The sequence below is a fragment of the Geodermatophilus sabuli genome (genome assembly GCF_900215145.1).
GTDB classification, from domain to species: domain Bacteria; phylum Actinomycetota; class Actinomycetes; order Mycobacteriales; family Geodermatophilaceae; genus Geodermatophilus; species Geodermatophilus sabuli.
In genome coordinates this window covers 34,749-53,527 of record NZ_OBDO01000013.1, presented here as the reverse complement: position 1 = coordinate 53,527, position 18,779 = coordinate 34,749, and the positions used below count along the sequence as shown (strand labels likewise).

Sequence of the window (18,779 nt, the reverse complement as noted above, 5' to 3'; positions counted from 1 at the left end):
GTCAGCTCCCGTCGGCGTCCGGGGACGCCGCGGACTCCGTCGCCGACAGCGTCCGGTAGGCGGTCTCGGCGGCCTCCTGCTCGGCGGCCTTCTTGGTGCGGCCGGCTCCCCAGCCGTACACGGTGTCGGCGAGGACGACGGCGGCGGTGAAGGTCTTGGCGTGGTCGGGGCCCTCGTCCTCGACCAGGTAGGTCGGGGCCCCCAGGCCCCTCGCGGCGCCGAGCTCCTGCAGGCTGGTCTTCCAGTCCAGGCCGGCACCGCGGGTGGCGGCCTGGTCCAGCAGGGGGTCGAACAACCGGTGCACGACCACCGACGCGGCATCCAGGCCCAGCCCGACGTGCACCGCTCCGATCAGCGCCTCCAGCGCGTCGGCGAGGATGGAGTCCTTCTCCCGGCCGCCGGTGGTCTCCTCCCCGCGGCCGAGCAGGAGATGCGGGCCCAGCCCACCGGCGCCCAGCCGGCGCGCCACCCCCGCCAGGGACGTCATGTTGACCACCGACGCGCGCAGCTTGGCCAGCCGTCCCTCGGGCAGGTCCGGGTGGCGGCGGTAGAGCTCGTCGGTGACCACCAGCCCGAGGACGGAGTCACCGAGGAACTCCAGGCGCTCGTTGGTCGGCAGCCCGCCGTGCTCGTAGGCGTAGGAGCGGTGGGTCAGCGCCAACGCCAGCAGGCCGCCGGGCAACTCGACGTCGAGGGCGTCGAGGAGCCAGGCGGCCGAGCGCTCGGCGTGGGCCATGCCGGCCGGGGAACGACCGGCGGTCCCGCCCACAGCGGTCTGGGTGCCGGTGGCAGAGGTCGCCACGGCTGGATCCACCCGCGACGGATCAGACGGAGAGGACCTGACGGCCCTCGTACTGCCCGCAGGTCGGGCAGGCCTGGTGCGGCGGCTTGAGCTCGCCACAGGCCCGGTTCGGGCACGGCGACAGCGTGGGAGCGGACGCCTTCCACTGCGAGCGACGCATGCGGGTGTTGGCGCGGGACATCTTCCGCTTCGGGACGGCCACGGTCAGTTCTCCTCTGGGTTGTCCGTACCGGGGGTGCCCGGTTCGGAGGCGGGACGATCGGTCTGCGAGGCACCGAAGCGCTGGGCCAGCCCGGCCCAGCGCGGGTCGAGCACCTCGTGGGTGTGGTCGGCCGGCAGGTCGTCCAGACGCTGCCCGCAGTCGACGCACAGCCCCGCGCAGTCCTCGGTGCAGGTCGGGGCCAGCGGCAGGCTGAGGACGACGAGGTCGCGGACCATCGGCTCGAGGTCGATGACCTCGCCCTCGACGCGTCGGACCTCGTCCTCTTCGCTGGTGGCCTCGGTGGTGCTGCCCTCGTAGGCGAACAGCTCCTGGACGTCCAGCTCGAGGATGTCCTCGATCGGCTCCAAGCAGCGCGCGCACGAGCCGGTGACGGGGGCCTCGACCTCGCCCGAGACCAGCACACCCTCCATCACCGACTCCAGCCGCAGCCGCAGGCTGACCGGGGCGCCCTCGGGCACGCCGATCAGCTCGACCCGCCAGTCGGCGGGCGCCGGGACCGTGCGCTCGAGCTCGTGCATCGAGCCGGCGCGGCGACCGAGCTCCCGCAGCTCCACGCGCCAGGGGTTGCCGGCGGGACGCCGGGCGTCGGTGGACGCGGCACCTGAGCGGGGCGGCTGAACGGCAGGCATGTGAGTACTCACGGTAGGCAGCGGGGAGGAGGCCGGCCGGGGTGCGAGACCTCCGGCGGTCGAACCGGAGGACCAGACTACCCGATGCCCGGACGACGCCGACCGGGCCGGAGGTGACTCCCTCGTCAGGGCTCGCGCAGGGTGGAGCGGGCCTTCTCGACCGAGCGCAGCATCCGCTCCAGCGTGGTGCCGAAGTCCGCGAGCCGGGTGTCGACGTACTCATCCACCTCGGCCCGCATCCGGTTGACGTCGGCGATGGTCTGCGCGCCGAGCTCGTCGGCGCGGACGACCGCACCGCGGTAGACCTCGGTCTCGCCGACCAGCCGCTCGTGCTCGGCGTGCGCGGCGGCCACGATCTCGGCGTGCTGGACCTGCGCGTCGGCCAGCACCGCCTCGTGGTGGCCGCGGGCCTCCTCGACGATGCGCGCGGCCTCCTCCTCGGCCCGGGCCAGCAGGTCCTCGGCCTCGCCCTGCGCCTGGGCGAGCAGCTCGTCGCGCTGCCGGCGGGCGGTGCCGAGGATCTCCTCCCGCTGCCGTCGGGCCGCTCCGACGACCTGCTCGCTCTCGCTGCGGGTGCGCCCGGTGAGCCGCTCGGCCTCGGCCTGGGCCTGCTGCAGGATCTCGGTGCGCTGCTCGACGATCGCGCCGGCCTTGTGGACGTCGTCGGGGAGGTTCTCCCGCAGGTCGTCGAGCAGGTCGAGCAGGATGTCGCGGGGCACCATGCAGGAGCCGCCGGACATGGGGACGTTGCGCGCGTTCTCGATGACGCGGCTCAGCTCGTCGACGGTCTCGTAGAGCCGGTACACGACCTCGGTCACAGGTCCTCCTCGCTGGTGCTCGTCGGACCTGCGACCGGCGGTGCTGCGTTCCTGCGTGACCTCGCACGCTCGGTCACGTGCCCTGCTCCCGGTGGGCGAGCAGCCGCTCGTGGACCGCCTCGGGCACGAGGCTGGAGACGTCCCCGCCGAAGGTGGCGATCTGCTTGACCAGGCTCGAGGACAGGTGCCCGACCTGCGGGGCGGTGGGCACGAACAGCGTCTCGATGCCGGCCAGCTCGCGGTTCATCTGCGCCATCTGCAGCTCGTACTCGAAGTCACTGACCGCACGCAGGCCCTTCACGATGACCGGGATGCCGTTGGTGCGGCAGTAGTCGACCAGCAGGCCCTGGAAGCTGTCGACGGTCACCGAGGGCAGGCCCGACAGCGCGTCGCGGAGCAGCTCCATGCGCTCCTCGACGGTGAACAGGCCGGCCTTGCCGGGGTTGACCAGCACGGCGACGACGAGCTCGTCGTAGAGGGCCGCCGCACGGGTGATGACGTCGACATGGCCGTTGGTGACCGGGTCGAACGAACCGGGGCAGACCGCTCGCCTCACGGAGAGCGACCGTACCGGAGCACGGCCTCGCCGTAGCGCCGGTCGCGCACTCCGTACAGCGGTGTCGGCCACTCCCAGGGCTCCTCGCGGCTGGAGCGCTCGACCACGACCACGGCGTCCTCGGCCAGCCAGCCCCCCGTCACCAGCGCCCCGAGGACGCCCAGGACCTCCGTCAGCGGCGTGGCGTACGGCGGGTCGGCGAGGACGAGGTCGAACCGCGCGGGCGGGGGCCCGGCGACGACCGTCGGCACCGAGCCGGCCACCACCCGCCCCCCGGGCAGGCCGACGGTGGCCAGGTTGGCGCGGAGCACGGGGAGCACGCGGGGGCCGGACTCCACGAAGACGACCGTCTCCGCGCCGCGGCTGAGCGCCTCCAGGCCCAGGGCGCCGGAGCCCGCGTAGAGGTCCAGCACGGTCGCGCCGTCGAGGTCCAGCAGCGTCCCCAGGCTGTTGAACAGCCCCTCCCGGGCCTTGTCGCCGGTGGGGCGGACACCGGCGGGCGGGACCTTCAGCCGCCGTCCGCCGGCCAGGCCGGAGATGAGTCGCGTCATGCCTTCTCGAGGTACTCGGCGCGTTCGTCGGTCGCCAGGGCCGCGACCTCCATGGCCAGGCCCGGGTGGTCGGCCAGGCCGCGCTCGGTGGCGAGCAGGGCCGTCGCCTCGGCCCGGGCCTCCGCGATGAGCTCCTCGTCCTCGAGGAGGGACAGCATCCTGATCGTCGAGCGCCGGCCGGACTGCGCGGCGCCGAGCACGTCGCCCTCGCGGCGGGTCTCGAGGTCCAGGCGGGCCAGCTCGAAGCCGTCGGAGGTGGAGGCGACCGCGGCCAGCCGCTGACCGGTGGCCGAGGCGGTGGACGCCTCGCTGACCAGCAGGCACAGCCCCTGGTGCTTGCCGCGGGCGACGCGTCCGCGCAGCTGGTGCAGCTGGCTGACGCCGAACCGGTCGGCGTCCATGACCACCATCACCGTGGCGTTGGGTACGTCGACGCCGACCTCGACGACGGTGGTGGCCACCAGCACGTCGACGTCGCCGGCGGCGAAGGCGCGCATCCGCGCCTCCTTGTCCTCCGGCGTCATCCGGCCGTGCAGGACCTCCAGGCGCAGCCCGGCCAGCGGGCCGTCGCGCAGCGCCTCGGCGACGTCGAGCACGGCCAGCGGCGGCCGGCGGTCGGATGCCGCCGCCTCCTCGGCGGGGGCGCCGTCGTCGTCGTCCGGCTCCTCCTCGGCGCCGGCGTCCTCGCCGATCCGCGGACAGACGACGTAGGCCTGCCGGCCGGCGGCGATCTCCTCGCGCATCCGCTCCCAGGCGCGGTCGACCCAGCCCGGCTTCTCCCGGGCCGGCACCACGGAGCTGGCCACCCCGCCGCGGCCGCTGGGCAGCTGGCGCAGCGTGGAGGTCTCCAGGTCGCCGTAGACGGTCATCGCGACGGTGCGCGGGATGGGCGTGGCGGTCATGACCAACACGTGCGGCGGCCGGTTGCCCTTGGCCCGCAGCGCGTCGCGCTGCTCGACACCGAAGCGGTGCTGCTCGTCGACGACGACCAGGCCGAGGTCGGCGAAGTCCACGCCCTCCTGCAGCAGCGCGTGGGTGCCGACCACGATGCCGGCGCTGCCGTCGGCGACCGCGGCCCGGGCCTCCCGCCGGACGGCGGACTTCTGCGAGCCGGTGAGCAGCACCACCCGGGTGCCCTCGAGGGCGCCGTCGAGCTCGCCGGCCCGGCCCAGCGGCCCGAGCAGCGCGCGGATGCTGCGCGCGTGCTGGGCGGCCAGCACCTCCGTCGGCGCCAGCAGCGCCGCCTGGCCCCCGGCGTCGACCACCTGCGCCATGGCGCGCAGCGCGACGACGGTCTTGCCGGAACCCACCTCGCCCTGCAGCAGCCGGTGCATCGGCTGTTCCCGGGACAGCTCGGCCGCCAGCTCCTCCCCCACCTCGTGCTGCCCCTCGGTGAGCGCGAAGGGCAGCGCGGCGTCGACGGCGTCGAGCAGGCCGCCGGCCCGTCGCGGGCGGGCGATGCCCGGCTCGAGCGCGGCGGCCCTCCGGCGGGCGGCGAGGGTGAGCTGGAGGGTGAGCGCCTCGTCCCACTTGAGCCGGTGGGCGGCGCGCTCGACGTCCTCCATCGAGGTGGGGCGGTGGATGTCGAGCAGCGCCGCGGGCAGGCCGGACAGGCCGTGCCGGGCGCGGATCTCCTCCGGGAGGGGGTCCTCGACCAGGCCGGCGAGGTCGCCGGTGTGGTTGAGCAGCAGCTTCACCGACCGCTGGATGACCCAGCTGGAGACGTCCTTGGAGGCGGGGTACAGCGGGATGAGGGCGCGGGCCCAGTCCTCGTCGTCGTCGCCGGTCATGAGGTGGCAGTCGGGGTGGGCGAACTGCTTGCTGTTGCGCCACTCGCCGACGGTGCCGGCGAACAACCCCCAGGCGCCCTCGCGCAGGTCGGCGTGCCTGCGGTTGAAGAAGACCAGCTGCATGGAGTTGGCGCCGTCGCCGACGGTGACCTCGGTGAGCGTGCCGGGCCGGTTGCGCATCTTCCGCGTGGACACCTTGCGCACCTGGGCGAGGACGGTGACGCGGTCCCCGACCTGGAGGTCCTCCAGCTTGGTCATCTCCCCGCGGCGCGCGTACTTCCGCGGGTAGTGCCGCAGCAGGTCGCGGACGGTGTGCAGGGACAACTGCTCGGCCATGGCCTTGGCCGTCTTGGCACCCAGGACCCGGTCGAGCCGGGTCGACATGTCGACCGCCATCACTCCACCCCGACCTGGAGCGGCACGTGCGCAGGGCCGTCGTCGTAGCGGGTGACCTCGACCATGGGGTGGGCCGTGGCGAGGTGCCGGCAGACGGCGTCACCGAGCGCGGCGTCGGGGCCGACGACCAGCGTGACCAGCTCGCCCCCGGCCGAAAGCATCCGGTCCAGCAGCTCGCAGCAGACCCCGGGGAGGTCGTCGCCGACCAGCACGACGTCGCCCTCCGCGGACCCGAGGACGTCGCCGGGCCGGCAGGGACCGGCACTGGTGAGCGCCGCCTGCTCCGCGCGGGTGACCTCGGCCCAGCGGGTCGCCGCCGCGGCCTCGGCCATGGTGATGACGTCGTCGTGGAAGCGGCGGCCCGGGTCGGCGACGGCCAGGGCGGCCAGCCCCTGCACCGGCGACCGGGTGGGCACCACGACGACGTCGCGGTCCTCCTCCCGGGCGCGGTCGGCGGCGCGACCGGCCAGCGCGGTGAGGGCGGGGGCGTTGGGGAGGACGACGACGGAGGCGGCGGCCGACGCGACGACCTCGGCCAGGACGTCGTCCTCCGTGACGCCGTCCGGGCCGCAGGTCAGCACCCGCGCCCCCTCGCCCGCGAACAGCCCGGCGAGCCCGTCGCCGGGGACGATCGCCACGACCGCGCGCGTCCCGGCGGCCGGCGCCGGCGGGCGCACCGGTGCCAGCGGCGTGACCGAGATGCGGTACGGGCGCCCGGCCTCGATGCCGGCCTCGATGGCCGCGCCGACGTCCGAGGTGTGCACGTGCACGTTCCACTCCCGGCCACCGGGGGTGTCGACGCCGACCACGACCAGGCTGTCGCCGAGCGCGGCCAACTGGTCGCGCAGCCGGGCGACCGCCGCGTCGTCGCTGCCGGCCAGCAGGTACTGGACCTCGCTGCCCGGCCCGGCCGGCGGCTGGTGCGGCAGGTCCGCGGGGTGCTCGTGGGGCCGCGTGGGACGGCGGACCAGCGGCGGGCGGGCCGGCTCGACCCCGGTCACGGTGGTGACCAGGGCGTCGAGGACCAGGCACAGGCCGGCCCCCCCGGCGTCGACCACCCCGGCGTCCCGGAGCGCGGCGAGCTGGCCCGGCGTGGCCTCCAGCGCCTTCCGGGCGCCGTCGGCCGCCGCGCGCACCACGTCGGCCAGCCCGGTCCGCCCGGCGGCGACCGCGGTCCCCGCCGCCTCACCGCCGGCCCGGGCGACCGTGAGGAAGGTCCCCTCCTCGGGGTCGGCGACCGCGGCGTAGGCGGCGTCGGCGGCCTTCTGCAGGGCGGCGGCGAACGACGGCCCGTCGGCCGGGGCCACGCCGGCCAGCTGGTCGGAGAGGCCGCGGAGGAGCTGGGCGAGGATCGTCCCGGAGTTGCCGCGGGCGCCCAGCACCGCGCCGCGGGCCAGCGCCGCCCACGCGGACTCGCCCGGGCCGGCGCCGGTCAGCGCCGCCAGGGCCGCCTCGGCGGTGAGCAGGAGGTTGGTGCCGGTGTCCCCGTCGGGGACCGGGAAGACGTTGAGGTCGTCGAGCCGACCCCGGGAGTCGGACAGGGCCGAGACCGCGGCCCGGCACCACTGTCCGACCGCGGCGTCGTCGAGCGCCGGCAGCACGGGCGGAGGGTACCCACGGACGGCGACGGGACCACCGGGAACGACTGCCCGCGGCCGGGTGGACGACGTCACCCCCGGGGCCCGCGACGATGTCGGCGAGGAGCGGCTAGACTGTTGGACGGTCTGTATGCGGTCGCACCTGCGCACCGCCGTCTGTGAACGATTCTTCCTGGGAGTGATCCGCCGTGGCTGCCGTGTGCGATGTCTGTGGCAAGGGGCCCGGTTTCGGTATGTCGGTGTCGCACTCGCACCGCCGCACGCCGCGCCGTTGGAACCCGAACATCCAGTCCGTGCGGGCGCTCGTCGCCCCCGGCAACCGTCGCCGGATCAACGCCTGCACCTCGTGCATCCGCGCCGGCAAGGTCGTCCGCGGCTGATCCCCGCGGGCTGGTCCCACCTCCCGGCTCCGGCCGGGCAGAACCCCGGAGGTCCTCGACCTCCGGGGTTCTTCGCTGTGCACATCGCTGTCCTCCGGACAGCACCGCGGCCAGGTGCCGTCCCCCGGTACCGCTGAGCCCCACCCGTGCACCGGTCGGGGACCCTCCGGGCCCCGCGCCCGGTCCACCCGCGGACACGTGCCGTCCCCCGATACCGCTGAGCCCCACCCGTGCACCGGTCGGGGACCCTCCGGGCCCCGCGCCCGGTCCACCCGCGGACACGTGCCGTCCCCCGATACCGCTGAGCCCCACCCGTGCACCGGTCGGGGACCCTCCGGGCCCCGCGCCCGGTCCACCCGCGGACACGTGCCGTCCCCACTCCGCGACCGGGTCCCGGTCACCGGCCGTAGGAACGACGCCGGCGACAGTGACCTCCCCGCACGTCACACCCCGCGGGCGCGCGCCGCGGTGACGACGAGGTCGACGACCGTGTCCAGCGGCAGCGCGGTGGAGTCGACCACCAGGTGGTAGAGGCGGGCCGCGGCCGGGTCGCACCGGTAGAAGTGGCGCACGTAGCCCTCCCGGGCGGCGTCGTTGGCCTGCAGTTCCCGCTTCACCTCCTCGACCGGCCGCCCGCTGCGCGCCACCGCGGCGGCCAGGCGGCGCTCGGGCGGGCCGTCCAGCCGCACGTGCAGCGACCGCGGCCGGTCCCGGAGGACCAGCGCGGCCGCCCGGCCGAGCACCACGCCTCCCGGGCCGTCGGCGATCTCGCACACGACCCGCTCGGTCTGTAGACGGAAGGCCCGCTCGTCGGGCTGCGGCGTCATCGGCACGACGCCGCCGACCGGGTCGGGCATGGTGCCCAGCGAGGCGACGATCCGCCACAGCCCGCGGGCGACCTTCTCGTCGTTGGCCTCCGCGTCGCTCAGCGGCACCCCGAGCCGTCCGGCCACCTGGACCGGGATGGCGCGGTCGTGGAACGCCAGTCCCAGGCGGGCCGCCACGGCCGGCCCCACGTCCGCTCCCCCGGCCCCGTAGGAGGCCGAGATCGTCACGACCCCCGCGTCGCCGTCGCCCATGCCGGTTCCTCCCCGTCCGCCCTCGTCAGTCCCTTGCCCAGGAACACCGCCCCGGGTGCGTCGGCGTAGACGCCGTACCCGGCCACGGGGGTGTACCCCAGTGCCGCGTAGAGAGCCAGTGCCTCGGGCTGCCGGTTGCCCGAGTTGAGCACGACGGCGCGATGACCGGCGGCCGCCGCGCTGCGCTCGAGCTCCGCCATGAGCAGCTGCGCCAGCCCGCGGCGACGGAACGCGGGGTCCACGTACACCCGCTTGACCTCGACGACGCCGTCGGCGTGCACCCGCCAGGCACCGCAGCCGGCCGGGACCCCGCCCACCTCGGCGACGAGGAACAGCCCCGCGGGCGGCCGGAACTCGGCCGGGTCCACCACGGCCTCGTCCGGCCCGCCGTACCGGGCCACGTACTCCTGCTGGACGCGGCCGACGAGCGTGCGGGCGACGGGGTGGTCGTAGGGCACCGCGCGCAGCCGCACCGGTCCAGGGTCAGCGGAAGTGGACATGGCCCGTCCCCTCCGCACCGAGCGCCTCGGCGACGATCTCCCCCGGCTCGCCCTCGACCAGCACGGCCGGGCCCTCCGGCGCCTCCCGCACCGCGCCGATCGTCGTCCAGCCGTCGGGCAGCGCCGCGTCCGGGGGGAAGGTGGCGATCAGGGCGTGGTCCTCCCCGCCGGTCAGCACCCACGCCAGCGGGTCGCCGCCGAGGGCCGCGGCGACCTGCTGCAGCGGCCCCGGGGGTTCCAGCGTGGCCTGGACCAGGGCCGTGCGGTCCAGGTCGACGACCACCCCGCTGTCGTGCGCCAGGTGGCCGGCGTCGGCGAGCAGGCCGTCGCTGACGTCGCACATGGCCGTCGCGCCGGCGTCGGCGGCGGCCGGCCCCGCCGCGTACGGCGGCGCGGGGCGCCGGTGGGCGGCCACCGCCGCCACCGGGCTGGTGAAGCCACGCCGGAGGACGGCCAGGCCGCAGGCCGACCACCCCAGCCGCCCGGCCAGCGCCAGGACGTCGCCCGGCCGCGCGCCCGAGCGCAGCACCGGCACCCGTCCCCCGAGGTCGCCCAGGGCGGTCACCGACAGGACGACGGCGCCGCTGTCCGGGGCGGCCGAGACGGTGTCCCCACCGACGACCGCCGCACCCAGCGGGGCGCACTCCTCGGCGAGGCCGGTGGCGACCCCCTCCAGCCACGCGGTCGAGGTGTCCGGGGGGCAGGCCAGCCCGACCAGCAGCGCGGTCGTCACCCCGCCCATCGCCGCGACGTCGGCCAGGTTGGCCGCCGCCGCCTTGTGCCCGATGTCCTCAGCCGAGGACCAGTCCCGGCGGAAGTGCCGGCCCTCCACGAGCACGTCGGTGGTCGCCACGACCCGTCCGTCCGGGGTCCGCAGCACCGCCGCGTCGTCCCCGGGGCCGACCTCGGCGGCCGGCGCCGCCCCGGCGCGGGCGAGCACGCGGGCGATGACGCCGAACTCGCCGACCACCCGCACGCTGTCGGCGGGGTCCTCCCGGGGCACCAGTGGACGGGGGCGAGTCACCGGTCACCTCCCACGGCTGAGGTAGGTTGCCGAACTGTCCGCCCACCGGTGCGGACGCCGCACCGGCAGCGCTGCCCGAGGAAAGGTCTCCCGTGGTCCACGCCTACATCCTCATCCAGACCGAAGTCGGCAAGGCCGCCCAGGTCGCGTCGACGATCAGCCAGATCTCGGGCGTGACCAAGGCCGAGGACGTCACGGGCCCCTACGACGTGATCGTGCGCGCCGAGGCCGAGACCGTCGACGACCTCGGCCGCCTCGTGGTGGCGCGCGTGCAGTCGGTCGACGGGATCACCCGCACCCTGACCTGCCCCGTCGTCAACATCTGAGCACCCTGACCGAGAACCCCCCACCCCCGGAGGCCGTTCCGCCAGGGACGGCGACCGAGGGGACCCCCGCCGCGGGCCGGCCCCGCCCCGACGACCCGCTGCGGCGGATCGCGCTGCTGGTCACCGCCGTGGTCGTGCCACTGGTCCTCGTGCTGCTGGTGCTGGTCCGCGTCCTGGACGACGGCAGCGGGGGCGACGGCGACCAGGGCGTCGCCGAGGTCGAGGGCACCCCGGCGCCGGGCCGCGCCGACCTGGCGCCCCTGCCGGTCGAGGTACCGCCGGTGACGCCGGAGGCCGACGCGTCCTGCCCGGCCCTGATGGCCGCGCTGCCGCTGGAGCTGGCCGGCGAGCCGTCCCGGCCGGTGCAGTCGGACTCCCCGTACGCCTACGCCTGGGGCCAGCCCCCGATCGTGCTGGTGTGCGGCGTCGACCGCCCCGCCGGGCTGGAGCCGACGTCCCCGCTGATCCAGATCAACGGGGTGAACTGGTTCGTGGACACCAGCGACCCGGACTCCGTCGTCTGGACCGCCGTCGACCGCCCCGTGCACCTGCAGGTGACCGTCAGCGCCGACACCGACAGCGCGCCGGTCACCGCCCTGGGCCCGGTCATCGGCGACACCCTGCCGATCCGCCAGCCCTGACCGGTCAGGACGGCGGCAGGCGCTCCAGCTGTGCCGCCAGCACGGCGTGCACCTCGTCGGAGGCCGCCGTGACCGACTCCGCCACCGCACTCACCCCGACGCTGAACACCCCGTGCCCGCACCAGGCGAACGCGGCGGGCCCGGACAGCCCCGTGTGCGGGTCGGCCTCCTCCACCGTGAGCAGCCGGCAACCGCCGGGCAGGTGGGGAGGGTCCTCCCGCAGCACGCTGCCGTAGAGGGCCGCCTCGTTCTCCGCGAGGTCCCGGGCGTAGGCTCCCGCGCCGGCGCGGGAGTCGAACTGGTCGACGAACACGCTGGTGACGGGCCCGGAGCCGGCGCTCCAGAAGCGCTCCCAGCCGTAGCGGTAGCCGTACTCCTCGAGCACCTCGGCCTCCCGGCCCGGGTCGAGGGAGTACGCGGCGACGTCGCCGGCGGACTTCTCCCCCGCGGGCGGGGTGAGGTCCTCGTCGGGCACCCGGGGCAGACCCGAGGGCACCGCCGCGACGACGAGCTCCTCGAGCTCCTCCGGATCGACCGGGGTGGGGTCCGCGGGCGCCGCGGTGGCCGCGCCCTCGACGGTGGTCGTGCAGGCGGCGAGGACCGCGGGCAGCAGCCCCAGCAGCAGCGCCGTCCCGCCCAGCCGGGCCGGCACCGGGAGGGTCACGCCCGCGCGCCGCCGTCCAGCGCCGGGACCACCGCCGGGCGGGCCGGGGCCAGCGCCGCCTCGACCAGGCGGTCCACCAGCCCGGCGAAGTCCACGCCGCTCGCCGCCCACATCCGCGGGAACATCGAGATCGGGGTGAACCCCGGCATCGTGTTCACCTCGTTGATGACCAGCCGCTCGGCGCCGTCGGGGCCGGCTCCGAGGAAGAAGTCGACGCGAGCGAGACCCTGGCAGTCCATCGCGAGGTAGGCCCGGCAGGCGGCCGCCTGCACCGCGCGGGTCTGCTCCAACGTCAGGCCGGCCGGGACGTCGAACTCGGCGGCGTCGGCCAGGTACTTGGCCGTGAAGTCGTACCAGTCGGTGCCCGGCCGCAGCCGGATCTCGGCCGGCAGGCTCGCCTCGGGTGGCCCGCCACCGGGACCGGCCAGGACGCCGCACTCGATCTCCCGGCCGGGGACGGCGGCCTCCACGACCACCTTGGGGTCGACCGCGGCCGCGGCGGCCACGGCCTCGGGGAACTGCGCCCAGTCGGTGACCCGGCTGATCCCGATGCTCGAGCCGGCGCGGGACGGCTTCACGAACACCGGCAGGCCCAGCCGCTCGCGGGCGGCCTCGTCGAGCAGGGACGGATCGGCCGACAGCGCGCCGGCGGCGTCCCGGAGCACCACGTGGTCACCCTGGGGCAGCCCGGCGGCGGCCAGCAGCTTCTTGGTGAACTCCTTGTCCATCGACGCGGCGCTGGCGAAGACGCCGGAGCCCACGTAGGGCAGGCCGCTCATCTCCAGCAGCCCCTGGATGGTGCCGTCCTCGCCGTAGGCGCCGTGCAGCACGGGGAAGACGACGTCGAGCTCGATGCGGGGGCCGGCCCCGTCCAGTCGCACCAGGCCCCGGCCGGCGGGGTCGCCCACCAGGGTCACCGCCGTCCCGCCGGTGACCTCCGGCAGCACGCCGTCGACGATCGCCAGCCGCAGCGCCGGGTCGGGCAGCACCCACCCGCCGTCGCGGGTGATCCCCACGGGGACCACCTCGTACCGGTCGGGGTCCAGCGCCGCGAGGGCGCTCCCGGCGGAGACGCAGGAGATGGGGTGTTCCGCGCTGCGGCCCCCGAAGACGACCCCGACGCGCAGCTTGCCTGCCTGTCCGCTCATCGCGGCCGACACTAGTGGAGCCGCCCGGGCCCGCCCCGGCGACCGGCGGCGTCCGCCGTCCCGCGGCGCTGCGGGGCGGGTGGTGTGGGAGCCTCGACACACGATGGGCGAGAACGTGGCTGCGGCCTCCGGCGGGGAACCGAGCGGGACGACGACCGGCGACGGTGGGCACTCGCGGGCACTGCGCCTGGCCGGCGCCGCCGTGCACCTGTACACCGCGAGCGGCACGGTGCTGGCCCTGCTCATCGTGCTCGCCGCGTTCGACGGCGACGCCGTCACCGCGCTGTGGCTGGGCCTGGCCGCCCTCGTCATCGACGGCACCGACGGGATGCTCGCCCGGCGGATGCGGGTCAAGGAGACGATCCCCTGGTTCGACGGGGCGCGGCTGGACGACATCGTCGACTACCTCACCTACGCGTTCGCGCCCGTCGTCCTGCTGTGGACCACCGGCTCGCTGCCCGGCGGGGCCCTCGGGTGGGTGGTCGCCGCGCTGCCGCTGCTGGCGTCGAGCTACCAGTTCTGCCGGGTCGACGCGAAGCCCGACGACCACACCTTCCTGGGCTTCCCCAGCTACTGGAACGTGGTGGCCTTCTACGCGGTCGTGCTGGATCTCGGGCCGGCCACGATCGCCGCGGTCCTGGTGATCTGCTCGGTGCTGGTGTTCGTCCCGGTGCGGTACCTGTACCCGTCGCGCACCCCCGCGCTGCAGGGGCTGAGCCTGGCGCTGACCGCCGTCTGGCTGGCCACCTACGCCGTCCTGCTGCTGCAGGTGCCCGACCCGCACCCGGTGGTCGTCGTCCTCTCGCTGGCCTACCTCGTCTACTACGTGGCCGTGAGCGGCTGGCTGACCGCGCGGGCGGCCCACCGCCGGCGCCGCGACGACCGCGCGGCGGGCCTGGCACCCGTCGGCTGACGGCCCGCGTCAGCGCCGCAGTGGCGAGCGCAGCACCAGTTCCACGTTGCGGTCCTGCGGCCGCCCGGCGAGCCCGGCGGACAGGCCCGCCCACGGCACGTTGGCCGACAGCTCCCGGTGCAGCGAGGCCAGCGCCGCCGGCTCCCGCGCCGCCGGGTCCCGGGGGTCCGGCGGCCGGGCGGGGCTGTCGTGGTCGACCATGGTGCAGACCATCGACAGCGTGCCGTCCCCGTTGTCGACGAACTCCACCAGCCGGGCCTGGCCGGGCCAGTCGACGACGGCGCAGGTGGTGACCTCCCAGAACCCGCGGCCGGCCTCCTCCGGGTGCGCCCACGGCCGCACCTCGCTGACGTGGGTGTGCCCGTTGAGCCACAGCACCACGTTCGGGAACCGGTGCAGCAGGGCCACCAGCTCCGACCCCCCGAGGACGTCCGCCCCCGTGCCCCGCCGAGGGTGCAGCGGGTCCTCGCGCATCAGCGTCGAGAAGCCGTGGTGGGAGATGACGACGACCAGCCGGTCGTCGTTCCCGGTCGTCACCCGCGTGCCGTCGGGCTCGACGACGACGGAGGAGACCTCGCGCAGCCGCTCGGCCAGCCAGCGGCCCTGGACGGCGTCGATCGAGCCGTCGCCACCGCCGGTGACCCGGGTGGTGTCCAGGCAGACGACGCGGATCCCGGGCAGCCCGTCCCAGGCGTAGTACGCCGTTCCGTCCCGCAGGTTGGCCTCGGTGAACCCGTGCCCGGCCGGCTCGCCGCCGTCGGCGAGGTGGGCGGCGACGAAGTCCGCCCGGTCGATGAACCGCCGGGCGGCCAGCGGTGTGACGGTGCGGGCGCCGGCGGTGGTGAAGACCTCCGAGGAGTGGGTGAACAGCCGCAGCGCGTCGTCCAGCGGCACGTCCGAGGAGAACTCGACGGGCTTCCGGTCGGCGAGCAGGAGGCCCTGCAGCGCCGGGGTGGGCACCCCGACGCCCTGGATCAGCGCCTCGTGGTTGCCGTGACAGGCCAGCCACGGCAGCCGGAGCCCCTCCGCCCGGAAGGCCGCGAACGCCGCGGCGAGCAGCCCGGGGCGGTCGGGGAAGCCGTGCCGGGACCGGTAGAGGTCCGGCTCTCCCCCGCCGTCGCACTCGGGCCGCCAGAACAGGTCGTGCGGCCAGCCCGAGGCCTGCACCCCGTCGTAGGCGGTCAGCCCCGCGCCCGGGGACACCACGCCGCCGTTCATGATGTCCAGCAGCAGTTCGAGCTCGTTCCACTGCGCGTTGTCGATGGCGTCGCCTGTGGTGACCACGACCTGCACCGGGTGCCCCGTGCGGGGCCCGCCGGCGACCCCGTTGAGCGTGCGGACCAGCGCGTCGATCGCGTGCGCGGTGATCGCCTCCTGCGGCCGGTGCATCGGCACCAGGGCGCGCATCCGCGGGTCGGTGAAGTGGCCGTTGAAGAACTCGAACCGGGCCGGGGAGCAGACGTCGGCCAGCTGCATGTCGGTGACGTGGGCCAGGCACGCCACCGGCCGGACGCCGGTCCGCGGGCGCTCCCAGGTGCGGTCGACGAGCTCACGCCGGACCTGGTGGGGTTCACCCGGGTGCCAGGCCAGGCCGAGGTAGTCGGTGTCCCGGCCGCGCCGCAGCACCGGGCCCGCGCCGAGGACGCGCTCGAGGGTCGTGCGGCTCATGCAGGGACGGGCAGGGGTGCGGACATGCTCTCCGGGTGCCCAGCGCACCGGCGGGCCGAACGCGGCGTCACAGCGCGTCGAGGGCCGCGGCGAGGTCGGCGACGAGGTCGTCGGTGTCCTCGATGCCGCAGGAGAACCGGACGAAGCCCGCCGGCACCGCGTCGCCGCCCCACTGCGCCCGCCGGTCGATCGTGCTGTGCACCCCGCCGAAGCTGGTCGCCGCCGTCCACAGCCGCGTGGCCGCCAGCAGCCGGCCGACGGCGGCCTCGTCGGCGAGCTCGGCGGAGACCACGCCGTTGGGGCGCAGCATCTGCCGGGCGGCGAGCTCGTACGACGGGTCGCCGGGCCGCCACGGCCAGCGGACGCCGGACACCGCGGGCGCGTCCGCGAGGAGGTCGGCGACCGCGGCGGCGGTCTGGGCCTGGCGGTCCAGGCGCAGGTCGAGGGTGCTCATCGAGCGGTGCCCGAGCCACGCCTCGAACGGGCCGGGGACGCCGCCGGTGTGGTCGCGGAAGGCCTTGATGCGGGCGTACAGCTCGTCGTCGGTGGTGCTGACGTGCCCGAGCAGCAGGTCGCTGTGGCCGGTCAGCGCCTTGGTGTCGCTGCCCACGGTGAGGTCGGCGCCGAGCGCCAGGGGCCGCTGCCCCAGCGGCGTCGCGGTGGTGTTGTCGACGGCGAGCACCGCGCCGGCCGCCCGGGTGGCGCGGGCGACGGCGGCGATGTCGCAGACGTCCAGCTGCGGGTTGCTGGGGGTCTCCAGCAGCACCAGCCGGGCGCCGTCGAGGTCGCCCCGGGCGGCGACCCCCTCGATCTCCGGCGTGGCCACGTACTCCACCCGGACGCCGAAGCGCTCCAGCTCCTCGCGGGCCAGCATGCGGGTCGCGTAGTAGCCGTCCGAGGGCAGCACGACGCGGTCGCCGGCGCGGGCCACGGCGAGCACCGCGGCGCCGATCGCGGCCATGCCGGTGGCGAAGGACAGGCACCGTCCGCCGTCCAGCTCGCCGACCGCCGTCTCGAACACCCGGAACGTCGGCTGCTCGGTGCGGGCGTAGGCGTCGGCACCGCCGGCGCGGGGCGGCTGGTCGCCCAGGTGGTACGGCGCGGCGAAGACCGGGGAGGGCCGCAGCGGGGCACCGGGCACGGGGACCGGCTCCCCCGCGCGCACGGACCGGGTGCCGTCCCCCCAGGAGGAGTCGCTCACTCGGGCTTGGCCTCTCGGGACATGATCTCCTTGACCATCTGCGCCGCCGGGACGCCCTCGTGGCAGACCCGGACGACGGCCTCGGTGAGCGGCATGTCCACCCCGTGCGCGCTGGCGAGGTCGAGCACCGGCCGGCAGCTCTTGACGCCCTCGGCGACCTGCCGGGTGGTCTGCTGGACCTCCTCCAGCGTCATGCCGCGGCCCAGCTTCTCCCCGAAGGTGCGGTTGCGTGACAGCGGCGAGCTGCAGGTCGCCACCAGGTCGCCCAGGCCGGCCAGCCCGGCGAAGGTGGTCAGCTCCGCGCCGAGGGCCATGCCGAGCCGGGCGGTCTCGGCCAGACCGCGGGTGATCAGCGAGGCCCTGGTGTTGTCCCCGAACCCCATGCCCTCGGTGATGCCACAGGCCAGCGCGATGACGTTCTTCACCGCACCGCCGAGCTCGCAGCCGACGAGGTCGCGGTTGGTGTAGGGCCGGAAGTAGGAGGTGTGGCAGGCGGCCTGCACCTGCGCCGCCCGGTCCTGGTCCGTGCAGGCGATGACGGTGGCCGCGGGCTGCTCCTCGGCGATCTCCCGCGCCAGGTTCGGGCCGGACAGCGCCGCCACCCGCTCGGCGCCGGCACCGGTGATCTCGCAGATCACCTGGCTCATCCGCTTGGTGCTGCCGAGCTCGATCCCCTTCATCAGCGACAGCAGCACCGCGTCGGCCGGCAGCAGCGGCGCCCACTCGACGAGGTTGTCGCGCAGCGACTGGGAGGGGACGGCGAGGACGACGATCTCCGCGTCCCGCAGCGCCTCCGCCGGGTCGGTCGTGGCCCGCAGCCGGTCGGGGAGCGCGATGCCGGGCAGGTAGTCGGGGTTCTCCCGGGTCTCGCCGATCGCTCGGGCCAGCTCGGGGCGCCGGGCGTGCAGCGTCACCGCGCAGCCGGCGTCGGCCAGCACCTTGGCGAACGTGGTCCCCCACGAGCCGGCACCCAGGACCGCGGCGCGGGGGCCGTGCTGCCCCGGCACGGACCCGGTCACGCGGCGCTCCCCGGCAGGTCGCCGGGCAGGGTGCGCAGGGGGTGCGGCGCGAACACCGCGGGTGCCGGCTCCCCGCGCACCTCGGCGAGCTGGTCGCGCACGGCGCCCATCATCCGGTCGGTGACCTCGCGCAGCAGCTCGGCCGTCATCGGACGGCCGGCGCGCAGCTCCGCCCGCAGCGCGGCGAGGTCGACGGGCTCACCGACGAGGTACTCGGTCGGCACCCGCAGCCGCAGGTGCAGCTTCTTGGCGTGGTAGTCGTGCAGCCGGTGCGCGCCCCACTGCGCGACCGGGAGCACGACGGCGTCGGTGGTCAGCGCCAGCCGGGCGACCCCGGTACGGGCCTCCATCGGCCACCAGTCCGGATCGCGCGTGACCGAGCCCTCCGGGTAGATGACGACGACGTTGCCCGCGGCGAGGTCGGCCTCCGCCGCCGCCAGCGACGAGCGCGCCTCCGCCGAGCCGCGCGCCACCGGGATCTGGCCGGCGGCGCGCAGGATCCGCCCGGCGGTCCCCTTGAACACCGACGCCTTCGCCAGGAAGTGCGGCACCCGGCCGCAGTCCCAGACCAGCCGCGCGCAGGCGAGGGGGTCGAGGATCGAGATGTGGTTGGCCACCACGATCACCGGACCCGTCCGCGGGAAGCGCTCGGCGAACCGGTAGCGCAGCCGGAACAGCAGCGAGGCGACCGGGTAGACCACGACGACGCAGAACCACAACGCCGGCGGGAGGGGCTTGCGGGTCCGCCACCGGGACGGCGCTCGTCCGGACCGGCGCGCGACCCCGGCCTCCGGGAACCGGTCGTGGCTCACCGCGCCCTCCCTCCTGCTGGTCCCGCGCTCCTGCCGCACGG

21 protein-coding genes are annotated in these 18,779 nt (G+C 75.7%); 4 read left to right on the top strand and 17 right to left on the bottom strand.

The window, feature by feature from the left end; all coding sequences use genetic code 11:
• Position 1: 1 nt before the first annotated feature.
• The 8 genes from rnc to CRP39_RS23745 form a co-directional block, all read right to left on the bottom strand.
• Positions 2–802 (bottom strand): ribonuclease III, encoded by an 801-nt coding sequence (rnc, locus tag CRP39_RS23780; RefSeq protein ID WP_245854079.1) that lies wholly within the window; start codon positions 800–802, stop codon positions 2–4.
• Positions 803–824: 22 nt separating this feature from the next.
• Positions 825–1,004, bottom strand: a complete 180-nt coding sequence (gene rpmF / locus CRP39_RS23775) for a 50S ribosomal protein L32 (protein ID WP_097208873.1) — start codon at positions 1,002–1,004, stop codon at positions 825–827.
• A gap of 2 nt (positions 1,005–1,006) precedes the next feature.
• Positions 1,007–1,654, bottom strand: a complete 648-nt coding sequence (locus CRP39_RS23770) for a YceD family protein (protein WP_097208872.1) — start codon at positions 1,652–1,654, stop codon at positions 1,007–1,009.
• A 125-nt stretch (positions 1,655–1,779) separates the two neighbouring features.
• Positions 1,780–2,472: a hypothetical protein gene (locus tag CRP39_RS23765; protein ID WP_097208871.1), complete on the bottom strand. Its 693-nt coding sequence runs from the start codon at positions 2,470–2,472 to the stop codon at positions 1,780–1,782.
• Positions 2,473–2,545: 73 nt separating this feature from the next.
• Positions 2,546–3,028 (bottom strand): pantetheine-phosphate adenylyltransferase, encoded by a 483-nt coding sequence (gene coaD / locus CRP39_RS23760; RefSeq protein WP_097208870.1) that lies wholly within the window; start codon positions 3,026–3,028, stop codon positions 2,546–2,548.
• Complete coding sequence (gene rsmD / locus CRP39_RS23755; protein ID WP_097208869.1) at positions 3,025–3,579, bottom strand: 16S rRNA (guanine(966)-N(2))-methyltransferase RsmD; 555 nt, start codon at positions 3,577–3,579, stop codon at positions 3,025–3,027. The genes coaD and rsmD overlap by 4 nt, the downstream gene beginning before the upstream one ends.
• A complete protein-coding gene (gene recG / locus CRP39_RS23750) occupies positions 3,576–5,765 on the bottom strand; it encodes an ATP-dependent DNA helicase RecG (protein ID WP_097208868.1) in 2,190 nt (729 codons plus the stop codon). The genes rsmD and recG overlap by 4 nt, the downstream gene beginning before the upstream one ends.
• Complete coding sequence (locus CRP39_RS23745; RefSeq protein WP_097208867.1) at positions 5,765–7,366, bottom strand: DAK2 domain-containing protein; 1,602 nt, start codon at positions 7,364–7,366, stop codon at positions 5,765–5,767. The genes recG and CRP39_RS23745 overlap by 1 nt, the downstream gene beginning before the upstream one ends.
• 185 nt (positions 7,367–7,551) lie before the next feature.
• Between CRP39_RS23745 and rpmB the strand changes: the two genes are divergently transcribed.
• Positions 7,552–7,743: a 50S ribosomal protein L28 gene (rpmB, locus tag CRP39_RS23740; protein WP_097208866.1), complete on the top strand. Its 192-nt coding sequence runs from the start codon at positions 7,552–7,554 to the stop codon at positions 7,741–7,743.
• Between the two features lie 443 nt (positions 7,744–8,186).
• On the opposite strand, the gene CRP39_RS23735 is transcribed toward rpmB, so the two are convergent.
• From CRP39_RS23735 to CRP39_RS23725, 3 genes are read right to left on the bottom strand one after another with little or no spacing between them, the layout of a single operon-like run.
• The gene (locus CRP39_RS23735) at positions 8,187–8,822 is read right to left on the bottom strand and encodes a cytidylate kinase-like family protein (protein WP_097208865.1); all 636 of its coding nucleotides are present in this window, start codon (positions 8,820–8,822) and stop codon (positions 8,187–8,189) included.
• Positions 8,795–9,322, bottom strand: coding sequence for a GNAT family N-acetyltransferase (locus CRP39_RS23730; RefSeq protein WP_097208864.1), 528 nt, complete (start codon positions 9,320–9,322; stop codon positions 8,795–8,797). Before CRP39_RS23730 ends, CRP39_RS23735 begins: the two co-directional genes overlap by 28 nt.
• Complete coding sequence (locus tag CRP39_RS23725; protein ID WP_097208863.1) at positions 9,306–10,346, bottom strand: thiamine-phosphate kinase; 1,041 nt, start codon at positions 10,344–10,346, stop codon at positions 9,306–9,308. The genes CRP39_RS23730 and CRP39_RS23725 overlap by 17 nt, the downstream gene beginning before the upstream one ends.
• A gap of 92 nt (positions 10,347–10,438) precedes the next feature.
• Between CRP39_RS23725 and CRP39_RS23720 the strand changes: the two genes are divergently transcribed.
• Both CRP39_RS23720 and CRP39_RS28190 read left to right on the top strand, forming a co-directional pair.
• The gene (locus CRP39_RS23720; protein WP_097208862.1) at positions 10,439–10,672 is read left to right on the top strand and encodes an Lrp/AsnC ligand binding domain-containing protein; all 234 of its coding nucleotides are present in this window, start codon (positions 10,439–10,441) and stop codon (positions 10,670–10,672) included.
• A gap of 134 nt (positions 10,673–10,806) precedes the next feature.
• Positions 10,807–11,313: a DUF3515 domain-containing protein gene (locus CRP39_RS28190; protein WP_281253804.1), complete on the top strand. Its 507-nt coding sequence runs from the start codon at positions 10,807–10,809 to the stop codon at positions 11,311–11,313.
• 4 nt (positions 11,314–11,317) lie between these two features.
• Here CRP39_RS28190 and CRP39_RS23710 read toward each other — a convergent pair whose 3' ends face one another.
• Positions 11,318–11,977, bottom strand: a complete 660-nt coding sequence (locus CRP39_RS23710) for a hypothetical protein (RefSeq protein WP_097208860.1) — start codon at positions 11,975–11,977, stop codon at positions 11,318–11,320.
• A complete protein-coding gene (locus CRP39_RS23705; protein WP_097208946.1) occupies positions 11,974–13,125 on the bottom strand; it encodes a D-alanine--D-alanine ligase family protein in 1,152 nt (383 codons plus the stop codon). The genes CRP39_RS23710 and CRP39_RS23705 overlap by 4 nt, the downstream gene beginning before the upstream one ends.
• 103 nt (positions 13,126–13,228) lie before the next feature.
• Here CRP39_RS23705 and CRP39_RS23700 point away from each other — a divergent pair, with 103 nt between their 5' ends.
• A complete protein-coding gene (locus tag CRP39_RS23700) occupies positions 13,229–14,038 on the top strand; it encodes a CDP-alcohol phosphatidyltransferase family protein (protein WP_097208859.1) in 810 nt (269 codons plus the stop codon).
• Positions 14,039–14,047: 9 nt separating this feature from the next.
• Here CRP39_RS23700 and CRP39_RS23695 read toward each other — a convergent pair whose 3' ends face one another.
• From CRP39_RS23695 to CRP39_RS23680, 4 genes are all read right to left on the bottom strand, one after another.
• Complete coding sequence (locus CRP39_RS23695; protein ID WP_097208858.1) at positions 14,048–15,706, bottom strand: TIGR03767 family metallophosphoesterase; 1,659 nt, start codon at positions 15,704–15,706, stop codon at positions 14,048–14,050.
• A gap of 67 nt (positions 15,707–15,773) precedes the next feature.
• Positions 15,774–16,907, bottom strand: coding sequence for a cystathionine gamma-lyase (locus CRP39_RS23690; RefSeq protein WP_097208857.1), 1,134 nt, complete (start codon positions 16,905–16,907; stop codon positions 15,774–15,776).
• A complete protein-coding gene (locus CRP39_RS23685) occupies positions 16,904–17,926 on the bottom strand; it encodes an NAD(P)H-dependent glycerol-3-phosphate dehydrogenase (RefSeq protein ID WP_245854077.1) in 1,023 nt (340 codons plus the stop codon). The genes CRP39_RS23690 and CRP39_RS23685 overlap by 4 nt, the downstream gene beginning before the upstream one ends.
• Positions 17,923–18,738, bottom strand: coding sequence for a lysophospholipid acyltransferase family protein (locus CRP39_RS23680; RefSeq protein WP_097208856.1), 816 nt, complete (start codon positions 18,736–18,738; stop codon positions 17,923–17,925). The genes CRP39_RS23685 and CRP39_RS23680 overlap by 4 nt, the downstream gene beginning before the upstream one ends.
• Positions 18,739–18,779: the final 41 nt, after the last annotated feature.

What these genes read in the sequence shown, in the direction of transcription:
- CRP39_RS23770 (WP_097208872.1), bottom strand. Translation starts at nt 1,654, where the DNA reads ATGCCTGCCGTTCAGCCGCCCCGCTCAGGTGCCGCGTCCACCGACGCC.
- rsmD (WP_097208869.1), bottom strand. Translation starts at nt 3,579, where the DNA reads ATGACGCGACTCATCTCCGGCCTGGCCGGCGGACGGCGGCTGAAGGTC.
- recG (WP_097208868.1), bottom strand. Translation starts at nt 5,765, where the DNA reads ATGGCGGTCGACATGTCGACCCGGCTCGACCGGGTCCTGGGTGCCAAG.
- CRP39_RS23735 (WP_097208865.1), bottom strand. Translation starts at nt 8,822, where the DNA reads ATGGGCGACGGCGACGCGGGGGTCGTGACGATCTCGGCCTCCTACGGG.
- CRP39_RS23730 (WP_097208864.1), bottom strand. Translation starts at nt 9,322, where the DNA reads ATGTCCACTTCCGCTGACCCTGGACCGGTGCGGCTGCGCGCGGTGCCC.
- CRP39_RS23705 (WP_097208946.1), bottom strand. Translation starts at nt 13,125, where the DNA reads ATGAGCGGACAGGCAGGCAAGCTGCGCGTCGGGGTCGTCTTCGGGGGC.
- CRP39_RS23700 (WP_097208859.1), top strand. Translation starts at nt 13,229, where the DNA reads ATGGGCGAGAACGTGGCTGCGGCCTCCGGCGGGGAACCGAGCGGGACG.
- CRP39_RS23695 (WP_097208858.1), bottom strand. Translation starts at nt 15,706, where the DNA reads ATGAGCCGCACGACCCTCGAGCGCGTCCTCGGCGCGGGCCCGGTGCTG.